General features: G+C 72.6%; 8 protein-coding genes. 2 read left to right on the forward strand and 6 right to left on the reverse strand.

From position 1 onward, the window contains the following. Positions 1–302: 302 nt before the first annotated feature. Together holA and ACWDLG_RS06750 are read right to left on the reverse strand one after the other, a co-directional pair. Positions 303–1,241 carry a DNA polymerase III subunit delta gene (gene holA / locus ACWDLG_RS06745; protein WP_449916748.1) on the reverse strand — a complete coding sequence of 313 codons (939 nt, stop codon included), beginning with the start codon at positions 1,239–1,241 and terminating at the stop codon, positions 303–305. 616 nt (positions 1,242–1,857) lie between these two features. Continuing rightward, positions 1,858–2,796 carry an AraC family transcriptional regulator gene (locus tag ACWDLG_RS06750; protein ID WP_449916751.1) on the reverse strand — a complete coding sequence of 313 codons (939 nt, stop codon included), beginning with the start codon at positions 2,794–2,796 and terminating at the stop codon, positions 1,858–1,860. A 70-nt stretch (positions 2,797–2,866) separates the two neighbouring features. Here ACWDLG_RS06750 and ACWDLG_RS06755 point away from each other — a divergent pair, with 70 nt between their 5' ends. After that, the gene (locus ACWDLG_RS06755; RefSeq protein WP_449916753.1) at positions 2,867–3,751 is read left to right on the forward strand and encodes an SDR family oxidoreductase; all 885 of its coding nucleotides are present in this window, start codon (positions 2,867–2,869) and stop codon (positions 3,749–3,751) included. A gap of 417 nt (positions 3,752–4,168) precedes the next feature. Beyond that, positions 4,169–4,678, forward strand: a complete 510-nt coding sequence (locus tag ACWDLG_RS06760) for a nuclear transport factor 2 family protein (protein WP_449916754.1) — start codon at positions 4,169–4,171, stop codon at positions 4,676–4,678. Here ACWDLG_RS06760 and ACWDLG_RS06765 read toward each other — a convergent pair. The 4 genes from ACWDLG_RS06765 to hutI form a co-directional block, all read right to left on the reverse strand. Beyond that, on the reverse strand, positions 4,623–6,788 hold the full coding sequence (locus ACWDLG_RS06765; protein ID WP_449916755.1) for a ComEC/Rec2 family competence protein: 2,166 nt from the start codon (positions 6,786–6,788) through the stop codon (positions 4,623–4,625). The two genes, ACWDLG_RS06760 and ACWDLG_RS06765, sit on opposite strands and share 56 nt — an antisense overlap. A gap of 526 nt (positions 6,789–7,314) precedes the next feature. Further along, a complete protein-coding gene (locus tag ACWDLG_RS06770) occupies positions 7,315–7,998 on the reverse strand; it encodes a helix-hairpin-helix domain-containing protein (RefSeq protein WP_449916758.1) in 684 nt (227 codons plus the stop codon). A 2,005-nt stretch (positions 7,999–10,003) separates the two neighbouring features. Beyond that, positions 10,004–10,822 carry a DegV family protein gene (locus tag ACWDLG_RS06775; protein WP_449916761.1) on the reverse strand — a complete coding sequence of 273 codons (819 nt, stop codon included), beginning with the start codon at positions 10,820–10,822 and terminating at the stop codon, positions 10,004–10,006. A 13-nt stretch (positions 10,823–10,835) separates the two neighbouring features. Further along, positions 10,836–12,044 (reverse strand): imidazolonepropionase, encoded by a 1,209-nt coding sequence (hutI, locus tag ACWDLG_RS06780; RefSeq protein ID WP_354906614.1) that lies wholly within the window; start codon positions 12,042–12,044, stop codon positions 10,836–10,838. Between the last annotated feature and the right edge of the window lie 338 nt (positions 12,045–12,382).

A 12,382-nucleotide genomic window follows, 5' to 3' on the forward strand; every position in this document is an offset into this window, starting at 1 on the left:
CCGCCAGACACCAACCCCGACCCCGACCCACCGCCCCGCCAGACACCAACCTCGACCCCGACCCACCGCTTTTGGCGACACAGGCCGAAAGCCTTGGACTCAGCGGCCCGCCCGCATGACACGAACCCGGCCCGGGTGACCCGGATCCGGACCGAATGATCCCGAATCCGGCGCGCGACGCCGACGACGCGCGGCCCGAGAGACCGCTCGCCTGGGCGGGACCCGCCCCACCGTCCGGCAGGACCTGGACAACCGCCGACCTTCAACGGCCGGACGCGCCGCTCAACGGCCGGGCGCGCCGTTCAGCGGCCGTTCCTGGCGGCGACGATCGTCTGGATGGCGTGCTCGAGCGCGTAGGCCGGGTCGGCACCCCCGCCCTTGACCTGCTCGTCGGCCGCGGCGACCGCCATCAGCGCCGCCGCCAGCCCCTCGGGACCCCACCCCCGGAGCTGCCGCTTGGCATTGTTGATCTGCCACGGGGCCATCCCGAGCTGCGCGGCCTGCACGTTGCGCCCCGCCCCGCCCACCTTGGCCAGCGACCGCAACGACCTGGCCAGCGCGCTGACCAGCAGCACCGGCGCGACCCCCGTGCTCAACGCCCAGCGCACCTGCTCCAACGCATCCGCCAGGCGGCCCTCGACCGCCGAGTCCGCCACCGTGAACCCGCTCACCTCGGCCCGGCCCTTGTGGTAGCGGGCGACGGCGTTCAGGTCGATGCTCTTGCCCTCGGTGTCGAACACCAGCTGGCTACAGGCCGCGGCCAGCTCGCGCAGATCGTTGCCCACCGCGTCGAGCAGCGCCTGGGCGGCGTCCCCGGTGATCGTCCGGCCCGCCCGCTTGATCTCGCTCTTGATGAAGTCGAGCCGCTCGGCGGGCTTGGTCAGCTTGCTGACGGTGACGACCTCGGCCTTGGTCTTCTTGATGCCGTCGACCAGCGCCTTGCCCTTGGCACCCCCCGGATGCACCAGCACCAGGACGGTGTCGTCGCCAGGGTTCTTGGCATAGCCGACGACCTCGGTGATCACTTCCTTGGACAGGTCCTGCGCGGACCTGATGACCACCACCGACCTGTCGCCGAACAGCGAGGGCGAGGTTAGGCGCGTCAGCTCACCGGGCTCGACCTTGCCGCCGACCAGATCGTGCACCTCCGCGCCCGCGCCCTGCGCCTTCACGGCGCCGACCACGGCGCCGACCGCCCGCTCGGCCAGCAGTTCCTCGTCCCCGACGACCAACGTCACCATGCGGTCAATTCTCCTGTACGGCAAGCACCCGATAGGCCACCGCGGTCACCGGTGACCGCCCGTCCATCACGCTACTGCGGGCCCACGGGGCCGGCCCCCGTAACGCCGACCCGCCAACACCACCCTCCCCATGGCCCGACCCCCTTGACCCGACCCCCTTGGCCCGACCCCCTTGGCCCGACCCCCTTGGCCCGACGCCTCGGCCTGCCAACCCGACCGACCGCCCGCCCCGCCGTTCCATCCCCACCCGCCCCTCCACCTGCGAACGACACCAGTCCAGGAGCCTCCAACACCCACTCCGCACCTCCCCGACCCACACCGCCGAACCACCGGTCCCCGACCGCCTTCGCCGTCGAGCCGACCCCAGCCCAACCGCGCCCGCCGCCGCACCCACTCCGCACCTCCCCGACCCACACCGCCGAACCACCAGTCGCCGACCGCCTCGCCGTCGAGCCGACCCGAGCCCGACCGCGCGTGCCACCGCCACGCAGGTCTCCGCCACCAGTCGCCGACCGCCTCCACCACCAAGCCGACCCGAGCCCAACCGCGCCCGCCACCGCCGCCACGCCCGCCTCCGCCACCGGACCGCCGCCGCCGGACCGCCGCCTGGCCACGGTCAGCGCGCGACCGGCGGCGCCCCTCCCGAACGCCTGTACTCCCCCGGCGTCTGCCCGCACCACTGACGAAAGGCCAGGTGGAAGCCCACTTCCGACCGATAGCCGACCCGCTCGGCGATCCGGCTCTGCGGCAACGCCGACTCCTTCAGCAGCCGGGAGGCCTCCTGCATCCGGCGCGCCATCAGATGCCGCATCGGCGCCTCCCCCACCAGCTCACGGAAGCTCGCCGCGAACGCCGATCGTGACAGCCCCGCCTCCCCCGCCAGCGACGCCAGAGTCCACGGTTCGGCGAACCTCGTCTGCACGGCCAGCAGCGCCCGGCTGATCCCCGGATGCCGCAGAGCATGGAGCACCGGCTTGTCGAGATCGCGCAACGCCACCCGCAGCGCCAGCACGAACACGAGCTCGAACGCCCGCAACGCCACCAGCACCCCGCCGGGCTCACCGCCCTGCCACTCCGCCGCCAGGAGGTCGAGTGTGCCCGACAGCAGCGGCTGGCTTTCGAGCAGCTTCCTGTCCAGGACGAGCACCGGTGGCAGCGCCTGGTACAGCGGCGCGGCGGCGGCCCCGTCGTAGTGCAGGCCGCCGCACAGCATCGTCGTGGCGGCGCCGGGACCGTCGATCTCCACCGTGCGGGCACCGCCGGGCTCCCGCTGGGGCAGCACCGCGGCGAGCGGCACGGTCGCGCTGCCCGGCCGATCAGTCAGGCGATGGGCGGCGCCATGCGGGAAGACGGCCAGGTCGCCCGCGCGCAGCCGTACCGGCTCGGGCAGTTCAGGCATCTCCACCGTGCACTCGCCCTCCTGGACGTAGTGGAGCAGCGCGCAGTGCTCGCGCTTGCCGGCGATCCCCCAGGGGGCGCGCGCCGACCACCGGCTGTGGAAGACGCCGTGCAGCCGCAGCGGCGTCAGCAGCTCGCTCAGCAGATCCTCATTCACGGACGATCCTTAAAGCTTTGAAGACTTGCCTTTATCGATCGTAGCCACAGTGATCAGCAGGCTGGACGGCATGAACATTCTCGTGATCGGTGCCAGCGGAGCCCAGGGCGGCGCGGTGGCTCGACGTCTCGTCGGTTCGGGACATTCGGTGATCGGACTTACCAGAACGGGCGCGGGCCTGCCCGACGGCGTGAAGCCGGTGATCGGCGACCTCGCCGACGCCTCCGCCGTACGGGCCGCGTTCGACGGGGTGACGCACGCCAGCGTGATGCTACCCATGGTGTACTCGGCCCCGGTCGTGGACTCGTACGTGCGCAACATCGCTACGGCGGCGGCCGAGGCGGGCGTGCGCCGGCTGGTCCTGAACACCGGCACCCGCATCCCTTCCGAGCCGACGACGGTGGCGGCCTTCGAGACGCGCCGGACGGCGGCGGCGACCCTGGCGGCGAGCGGGGTGCCCACCGTGGTGCTGCGCCCGCCGGTGTACCTGGACAACCTGTGCGCGCCGTGGGTGGCGGGGCCACTCGTCCACGAGGGCGAACTGCGCTACCCGCTGCCCGTCCATGCCCGAGTCGCCTGGCTCAGCCACGACGACCTCGCCACCGCCACCGTCGCCGCCCTCACCCAACCACTGACCACCCCATCCGCCCTCACCCTCGACGTCGGAGGCCCCGACGTGGTGACCGGGCCGATGCTCGCCGCCGCCTTCGCCACGGTCCTCGGCCGTCCCGTCCGGTTCGTCGCCCAGGACGTCGACGAGTTCGAGAAGGCCCTGACCCACGCGCTCGGAGCATCCACCGCGGAAGGCGTCGCCGGGACCTACCGCTGGGTCGCGGAGAACGACGGCGACGTCTACGGCCTCAACCCCGCCGAACTCGAAGCCGCCCTCGGCATCCGCCTCACCCGGCTCCACGACTGGATCGCCGCCCGCCCCTGGCACGACCTCGCCCCCTGACCGCCGCTCCCTCCGCTCTCTTCGACGGGTTGTCACCAGGTATGCGGAGGATGAGACCGCTGCGCTCCTTGTCACTGGGTCTGCGGAGGATGAGACCGCTGCACACTGCCACCCGCGGCTGCGGGAACGTCCGGCCGCCCCACTCCTGAGTACGACAGGCGCATGCAACCGCCCTGCGCGGAGACCAAGACGGGTGTGGAGGCGGCCGGGGACCCTGCGCTTCAGGACATCGCACTTCGAAACCCCACGTTTCGAGACGCCGCCCCAGGGACGCCCGCCGCCCTGCTGACCACGTCCCCGTCCTGTGGCCCCTGCCTGCTCCTTTTGCTGACCAACCTGCCCATCAGCGCCTCTACCGCGACGGGCGACCCGCTCATGAAGATCAACTGACCCACTACCGCGAAAGCCGAGACCAGCATGGAATCCGACACGACCCCGGACCTCACCTCCTCCGCACTCCGCCTGGAAGCGACCCTGGAGGCGGCCAGAGCCGAGGTCGAGCGCCATCACGAGGTCATCGAACGCTGGCTCACCGGACGTGGCCCGCGCACCGACCTCGACGCCTTCACCTCCGCCCACACACCCGACTTCACCTTCGTCACCCCGGACGGCGAGACGCTGACCATGCCTCACCTGCTGGCCATGATCGAACCCGCGCACGGCGCCGCGCCCGCCCTCACGATCGAGATCCGGAACGTCACGGTGGTGGCCGAGGCCGGGACCGTGGTGGTCGCCACCTACGACGAGCACCACCTCGGACCCGATCCGCGCGACCGCCGTGCCACGGTGGTCCTCGTCCGTGACGCCGCCGCTCCTCACGGCCTGCGCTGGCGGCACCTCCACGAGACCTGGATCCAGCAGAAGCCGCAGGTCATCCATCGGGCCGCCCCTTGGACACCACCGCGAGGCGGCCCGACTGGTCGATGACCGCCAGGGCGCCCGACTGGTCGGTCCGGTGCACGCGCATGCCGAGCCGATGCAGCAACCCCACCGTGCGCGGGGACGGATGCCCGTACCCGTTGTCCGACCCCACGCTGATCAACGCCGCCCTCGCCCCGATGGCCGCGAGGAAGCGAGGGTCCTGCCGTACCGAACCGTGGTGGGGGACCTTGATGAGGTCGGCGCGCGGCAGTCCCGCTCGCAGCAGCTGCACCTGCGCCTCCGTCTCGACGTCGCCGCTGAGCAGCATGGAGCCCGCCGCCCAGCGCACGAGGAGAACCACGCTCTCGTTGTTGATCACGCTCCCTTCGCCCGGCCCGCTGGGCAGGGAGCCCGGAGCGGGGCCGAGCACGTTCAGCTCGGAGGGGCCGAACCGCCAGCGGGCGCCCGGTGCCGCGACCCATTCGGGGATGCGGCGCCTGCTGAGGTCCCTCGAGATGCGGGCGGACTCGCCGACCGGAGCACGACCGGGGCTGACGATGACCGCGCCGACGCGCCGTCCCGACCTGAAGACGCCGTCGAGACCGCCGACGTGGTCGCGGTGCGGATGGGTGAGGATGAGGAGCGGTATCTCCCGGACCGCCAGGTCGCGCAGGCAGCGGTCGACCAGGGTGGGATCAGGTCCGGTGTCGACGACGACGGCTCGTCCCTGGCCCGCGGCGACCGCGAGAGCGTCGCCCTGCCCGACGTCGCATGCCACGAACAGCCAGCGCGGCGGCGGCCACGGGGCGATCACCGGCCCGGCCACGAGCACGGCGGCCAGGCCCGCCGTACCCATGACCAGGACGATGCTGCGAGTCCCCGCGCGCCGCAGCAGCGGTATGGCCACCGCGGCGGCCCCACCGAGCAGCAGCAGCCCGGCGAGGCCGCCCGGCCACGGCAGTTCGGCCAGTGGAAGCCGGGCGGCGTGCTCGGCCACGGCGATGATCCAGCCGACCGCGTAGCCCGCGGGGAGCACGAGGAGCCGCGCCAACTCCATCGAGACGGGCGCCACCAGCGTCGCCGCGAACCCGATCACGGTCGCCGGTGCCACCGCGGGCCCCGCCAGCAGGTTGGCCGGAACCGCGGCCAGCTGCACCTGCCCGGCCATGAGCACCAGCACGGGGGTCACCGCCGCCTGCGCCGCCGCCGGTACGGCCACGGCCTCGGCGGCCCAGCGCGGCATCCTTGCCGACAGCCGGTCTCGCCAGCGGGGGGCGAGCAGCAGGATGCCGCCCGTGGCGCAGACCGACAGCGCGAAGCCGTACTCGCGGGCCAGACCGGGATCGAACATGATCAACAGCAGCACGGTGCCCGCCAGTGCCGCGACGCCGTCCCGCGCGCGACCGGTGCCCAGGGCGACCGCGCCGACCAGCCCCATCAGCAGCGCCCGCAACACGCTCGGCGAAGGGCGGGCCACGACCGCGAACGCGAGCATGGCGACCGCCGCCAGCCCCGCCCGTACGGCGAGCGGCATCCCGGCGAGCCGGGACAGCGCCACCACCGCGCCCGACATGATCGCGAGATTGGCTCCGCTGACAGCGGTCAGGTGGCTGAGCCCGGCGTCCTTGAAGTCGGCGCTGACGTTCGGGTCCATGCGCGACTCGTCACCCACGACGAGTCCGGGAAGCAGGCCACGCTGGTCGGGCGGCAGCACGTCCGTCGCACGTCGCAGGCCCGCACGCAGGTCACCGGCCACTGTCTGCAGGGCCGATGGCGCGGACAGGACCACCGGCGGGCCCCGGACGAGCAGCACGGCGCCGACCAGCTCGCCCGGTTCGGCGGTGCCCAGCCTGCCCGTCACGCGCAGGCGCTGGCTGGGCAGAAGCGGCCGCCACGCGCCGCCCGATCCGAACACCACGACAGGGCTGTGGACGGCGAGCCGTCCTGCCGGGGTGTCGAGGGATTCGATCGTGGCCTCGACCACCACACTGTCGCCGTGGAAGGCGGCTTTGGCACGTCGCACGCGGGGATCACCGGTGAGCACGATGTCGGCGTGGACGGTCGCCTCCTTCGCGGCGAGCTCGGCCACCGGGCCGGTGGTGACGGCGTGCACCCGGAAGGCGACACCGGCACTGGTGGCGGCGACGCAGCCGAGGACGGCGATGGCGACATTCATCCAGATGCGCTGGGGGTCCTCCCTGTGGCGGTGGTTCGCCGGCTGGCGGGTCCGGCGCGTCCAGAGTTGCCGGGCGAGGGTGAAGAGGGTGTGTCGATCGCCGACATGGCGCTGAACTGGCGGACCAAGGCGTTGAGCGCCCTCTGACTGGCCAATGCGGGAGTGTTGTGCGTCCTCGATCCTGGCGACGTCGTTGAGGTGCGGACGCCGGTGGGTGCGCAGGAAGGCAACAGTGAGAGGAATCGCCGCGGCGCCCAGCGCGGCGGCCACCGCGCAGGCCCAGCCCACCGGTGCGGGGCAGCCCAAGAGGACCAGTGCGGTCGCCCAGGAGGCGAGCGCGGGCGGGACCAGGACCACCGAGAAGGTGGCTGACCATTCAGGACGGGGGTCCTCTGGCTGGAGGGCTGAATCTTCATGGGGCCTCCTTGCCGGCCGGCCGTTCTGAGCGCTCTGGACTGGCGACCACAGCGCGGTCCATTTCGATGGCGGCATGTCGTTTCGTCACCTCCGGGCCGCCCGAACGGCGTCAGACACGGACCTTGTCCTTCAAGTCGGCGTACTTTCTCTCGCCGATGCCGGTTACCTCCTGCAGCTGGTCGACGCTGCGGAATCCGCCGTGGGTCGCACGGAACTCGGCGATCCTGGCGGCGAGCACCTCGCCCACTCCTGGTAACTGCTCCAACTGGTCGGGGGTGGCGGTGTTCAGGTCGAGCAGGTCCGAGCCGGGTGGGGCGGCGACCGTGCCGCCCTGGCTGACGCCGCCCGGGGCGCCGACGACGATCTGTTCGCCGTCGACCAGGCGTCTGGCGAGGTTGACCGACGCGGTAGCGGTGTCGGTACGTGCGCCGCCCGCCGCCTCGACGGCGTCGGCGACACGCGAGCCGCCGGGGAGGGTGTAGACACCGGGCTTGCGTACCTTGCCCGTGACGTGGACCAGGACCGACGAGGTGGGCGTGGGGCTGACGACGGCGGCCGGGGGCGCGGCGGAGCCGCTGATCGGGGGTGGGGCGGCGAGGGGTTCCGGGGTGGGGCTGGACCGCCAGGCGTAGATCCCGCCGGCGACGGCGGCGATGAGACCGAGAACGAGGAGGACGCGCAGGCCCGGACGCCCGGGGTCGAGGGCGGGTGCCTGCGCGGTGACGGCGGCGCGGAAGGCGGCGAAAGAGGACGGGACGGGCGGGGAGATGCTGTCAGAGTTGGTCTGGCCCATTCGTGGGGCGGGATCCCAGTCGTTGTGGTGTCCGCGGTCGACGGTGGCGGGTGAGTGAAGGAACTCGTCGGTCTGCTCGGGGGCGGGGATGGTGAGGTCATCCGGTGTTCTGCCGCTCGGCCGGCGGACGACTCGGCGGTCGTAGGGGTGCGCCCGGGCATCGGCCGGCTTCTCCCGTGGATGCGGGTTGTCGTCCGGTGCCGAGAGACGGCCGTCCGGCGCTGAGAGACGGTCGTCCGGCGCTGAGAGGTGGCCGTCCGGTGCTGAGAGGTGGCCGTCCGGTGCTGAGAGGCGGTCGTCCGGTGCTGAGAGGTGGCCGTCCGGTGCTGAGAGGCGGTCGTCCGGTGCTGAGAGGTGGCCGTCCGGTGCTGAGAGGTGGCCGTCCGGTGCTGAGAGCGAGAAGACCGCGGGGTGCAAGTAGTGCCGGTCGTCGCCGCTCGCGTGGTGGAGACCAGGGGTGGCTGGGATGCCATGTGCGGCGAGTTGGGCATCAAACGGCTTCCGGTGGGAGGCGAAGGTGGCGGTTGACTCACCATCCCGGTCTGCCGCGCGCTGGTCGATGGAGACCCCGGCTAGATCAACATCGCCGGCTGTCCGCCGGCGGCCAAAGGGGACAGCGATTGACTCGACAACGCCGCCTGACTGGCGCGGGTTGACGGACACCGTGGTCAGATCGGCGACTCGCTGTGGCCGGTGGTGATCGACGTGGGCAGGAAGCGGCCCTGCATCACCACGCGCCCCGCGCGGATCGAAGGAGGCTGAGGCCAGACCGGCATCTCCCACCGGGCGATGGAGGCCAACGGCCGCCACGGGAGGCAACGCGTCACCCGCCCCCCGAGAGTGCCCACCGAGGGCAGGAAGCGGCCCTGCATCACCACGCGCCCCGCGCGCGTCGAAGGCGGCCGAGGCCAGACCGGCGTCTCTCACCGGGCGGTGGGGGCCGACGGCGGCCACGGGAGGCAACGCGTCACCCGCCCCCCGAGAGTGATCGACGTGGGCAGGAAGCGGCCCTGCATCACCACGCGCCCCGCGCGCGTCGAAGGCGGCCGAGGCCAGACCGGCATCTCCCACCGGGCGATGGAGGCCGACGGCGGCCACGGAGGGCAGCGCGTCACCCGCTGTCCTAGCGTGGCCACCGACGGCAGGAGCAGGCCCGGCGTCATTGCGTGCTCCGCCCGGCTCCGAGAACGCTGAGGCCAGATCGGCGCCTCTGGTTGCTCGGTGGCGGCCGAAGGGGGCAGCGATCGGCTCGGTGTCGTTCGTTGCTCGGTGAGGGGCAAGGGGGGCCGCTGAGGGCAGAGCGTCGCCAGGTGTCCGGCCTGGGACTGAGGCAGAGGCCAGGACATCGCCAGGCGCGGGTGGCGCGAAGGCACCCGGGTGTAGCAGGACATCGCCCCTGGGGCCGATGGGTTCGGTGGACGCCACAACGCCGGGGCTGGAGTCGGGAGTGGCAGAGGAAGGCAGGGCGAGGCCCGCCGCCCGACGAGAGCCCGAAGGGTCCGAAGGGGTGGGTGGGATGCTGGCTGAGGGTAGCGCGGTTCCCGCGCGGCTCTGAGGGACGCGCATGCCGGAGGAGGGCATCGAGGTGGCCCGCCGTAGCCGGCGTGCGGCCACTGCCCGCTCAACGTTCTCCTCCGAGTTCCGCACAACTCGAGAAGGTAGGCCCGGCACGCCCTCAAGCCGCTCACCGAACCTGGTTCTGTGGACAACAGGGTCAGTGAGTCGAGACGCCTGTGGACAACCAGGCCGAGAGGCCGAACGCCTGCGGGCGCTCCGGATCAGACGACAGGACGTCTGGAACCGCAGGCCGAGAGGCCGAACGCCCGCGGGTTCCGGATCAGACGGCGGGACGTCTGGAAACGCCGGTCGAGGAGACGAACGCCGCTGTGCGGCCGGGTCAGACGGCGGGACGTCTGGACACAACCCGGCCGAACCGCCCAACGCCGCCACACACCCGTGTCACAAAGCAGAAACCCCGGCGCAACCAGGCCGGGGACGGCCTCGGTCACGAGGTGGGCGACACCGTGATGCCCAGCGCGCCCGGCCCCACGTGGACCCCGATCACCGCTCCCACCTCGACCACGCTCATCCGTACCAGCCGCTGCAACCGCTTCGTCAGCCGCTCGGCCAGCGCCTCCGCGCGTCCCTGGGCCGACAGGTGCTGGACGGCCACGTCCACCGGCTCGGTCCCGGCCGTCTGCACCGCCAGGTCCTCCAGCCGGGCGATGGCGCGCCCCGCTGTCCGGACCTTCTCCAGCGGCACGATCCGGCCGCCCTGCAGGTGCAGCAGCGGTTTGATCGCCAGCGCCGAGCCGACCAGTGTGGCCGCGGCTCCGATGCGTCCGCCGCGGCGCAGGTACTCCAGCGTGTCGACGTAGAAGTACGTCTGGGTGCGCGCGGCCGACCTGGCGGCCACCTGCGCGACCTCGTCGAGGGGCCGCCCCGCCGCGGCGGCCCTGGCCGCGGCCAGGACGGGGAAGCCCAGCCCCATGGCGATGGACCTGCTGTCGACCACCTGGACCGGCCCTGCAGCCTCCTCGGCGGCGAGCCTGGCCGCCTCGGCCGTACCGGACAGGTCGCCGGACAGGTGCACGGAGACGACCCCGGGGGTGCCGGCGGCGAAGGCCGCCGCGTAGGCGGCGGCGAAGCGGTGGGGGGCGGGCCGGGAGGTGGTCACAGGGGTCCACTCGCCGATGCCGGTCTGCGTGCCCTCGTCGTACGGCCGGCCGCCCACGATCACCTGGAGCGGCACCACCGTCACCCCGGGCGGAACGGCGGGCAGGTAGGCCGTGGAGTCGGTCACGATCGCGACGGGGGGCGGCATACCCAGAGAGTAGCTACTGGACCGGCGTGCCGCCCCGCCAGACCCGGCGCGGCTTCAGCCCGAAGGACCAGGCGAAGGCGCCCTCGTGGTCGGCGTCCCACTGCACGATGTCGGCCAGCCGTCCGGGCGCCAGCACGCCCCTGTCGGGGGCGCCGAGCACGGTGGCGCCGCCGAGCGTGGCCGCCCGCAGCGCGTCGCCGACGCTCATGCCGAACGCCGCCACGGCCAGGCTGATGACCAGCGACATGGAGGTGATGCCGCAGTGGCCGGGGTTGTGGTCGCTGCCGAGCGCGATGGTGACGCCCTGGGAGATCATGCGGCGGACCGGCGGGAGGCTGCCGCGCTGCATCGCGGTGGCGGGGCAGAGCACGGCGGGCACGCCGTAGCGGGACAGGACCGCGATGTCCTCGTCGGAGGTGTGGTGGAGCAGGTCGGCGGAGGCGCAGCCGAGCTCGGCGGCCAGCTGGACGGCGCCGCGGCGGCTGAAGGCGCCGGCGTGGACGCGCGGCAGCAGCCCGACGTTGCGGCCCGAGGCCAGCACCCAGCGCGACTCCTCGGTGGTGAAGTGGCCCTCGTCGCAGTAGACGTCGACGCTGTCGGCGCCGGCCGCGGCCGCGTCGGCGCACCACGCGCCCACGGCCTCGACGTAGTCGCGCTGGCGGCCGAAGTATTCGGGCGGCACGACGTGCGCGGCCAGGAAGGTGACGTGCACGCGCGGCATCATCGGTTCCTTCTCCAGCTCGCGCAGGAGCCGCACGTCGGCCAGCTCGCCGTCGCGGGTGAGGTGGTAGCCGGTCTTGGCCTCGACGGTGGTGGTGCCGCTGAGCAGCCAGGAGCGCAGCCGCTCGCGCACGCCGTTGCACAGCGTCCACGGGTCGGTGCCGCGGGTCACGGTGACGGTGGAGCCGATGCCGCCGCCCGCCGCGTTGATCGCCGAGGCGGAGGAGCCGCTGGAGCGCATGGCCATCTCGGCGTAGCGGTTGCCGGCGTAGACGGGGTGGGTGTGCGCGTCGATCAGGCCGGGGGTGACGAGCGCGCCGCTGAGGTTCTCGACCTGGTCGACGTCGACGATGTCGTCGACGACGCCGGGGACGCTCTGCGGGAGGTCGGCCGCACGGCCCACCCAGGCGATGCGGTCGTTGTGAACGAGGAGGGCCGCATTGCTGATGACGTCGTTGCCCGTCCACATGCGGCCGATGTTGGTGAGCAGCCGAACGGTCATCGCACCACCCCGCACACAGGCAGCGGAGAGCGAGCGGCGGCTACCGCGCCCACTGAGTCCGCTCCGGGTCCGGCCGACATCGGGGGTCTCCTGCTCTCATCCGCAGCGATCGTGCGGTGACCGGTCGCCGGGCTCATGATCCGACGATTTCAGTTCAGTTACGTTATTTCACAGGTCGGCTTGCTGTACAGGGTTATTCGGAAGAAAGCCCGCGCATCACAACGGCGTCTGCGCCTCTTGGAGCAGCTCGGCCCCGTCCGTCCCTTTCGGCCCCCGCAGGTGACATCACTCGCAGCAGCCATCTCGATACCCGCGCCATCAGTGTCGGTAAGGCTTGA

The organism is Nonomuraea sp. NPDC003727, from assembly GCF_053586935.1.